1 protein-coding gene is annotated in these 715 nt (G+C 38.7%); it reads left to right on the plus strand.

Annotation, left to right across the window (positions count from 1 at the left end; genetic code table 11):
• Window positions 1-38 precede the first annotated feature (38 nt).
• Entirely contained in the window at window positions 39-695 is a 657-nt protein-coding gene (locus JMX63_RS14400; RefSeq protein ID WP_201573197.1) for an IS1595 family transposase, read from the plus strand.
• The last annotated feature ends 20 nt before the right edge of the window (window positions 696-715 follow it).

Genomic DNA, 715 nt, shown 5'->3' on the forward strand with positions numbered 1-715 from the left:
GGGGCTGTAGTAGATAAGCACTATGTTAGACTACTTTTATGAAGATAACCCGTTGTAAAATAAGTAAAAAAGTACAGCGAAGGCTGTTAGAGTTTTTCACAGCTGAAGTGACTGCTAGAACAGCCGCAGATTTGCTTGATATTCAGCCTAATACTGCTGCACTTTTTTATCATAAAATAAGACTTGTGATAGATTACCATCTCTCATTAGAAGCTGATGAGCTTTTTGATGGTGAGGTCGAATTAGATGAAAGTTACTTTGGCGGTGTACGCAAAGGCAAAAGAGGTCGCGGGGCAGCTGGTAAAACCGCTGTATTTGGTATTCTAAAACGAAACGGTAAGGTTTATACCATTGTCGTAGCAGACACCAAACAGACTACCCTAATGCCTGTTATTAAGCGTAAAATCAAGCCTGACAGCTTTGTTTATACGGATAGCTATCGAAGTTACAATGCACTGGATGTGAGCGAGTTTAAACATTTCAGAGTCAATCACTCTATAGAGTTCATTTGCGGTAAGAACAATCACATCAATGGCATTGAGAACTTCTGGAATCAGTCCAAACGAACACTCAGAAAGTATAATGGGATTAATAAGAAGAACTTCCATTTGTTTTTAAAAGAGTGCGAGTTTAGATTCAACTATGGCTCACCATCTAATCAGCTGAAAACCTTGAGAAAATGGTGTGATATTTAATCCTTATCTACTACAGCCCC

The organism is Psychrobacter nivimaris (assembly GCF_904846365.1).
Classification (GTDB): domain Bacteria; phylum Pseudomonadota; class Gammaproteobacteria; order Pseudomonadales; family Moraxellaceae; genus Psychrobacter; species Psychrobacter nivimaris_B.

Excerpts from the sequence above, each read along its gene's own strand:
- JMX63_RS14400 (WP_201573197.1), top strand. The coding sequence starts at position 39 with ATGAAGATAACCCGTTGTAAAATAAGTAAAAAAGTACAGCGAAGGCTG.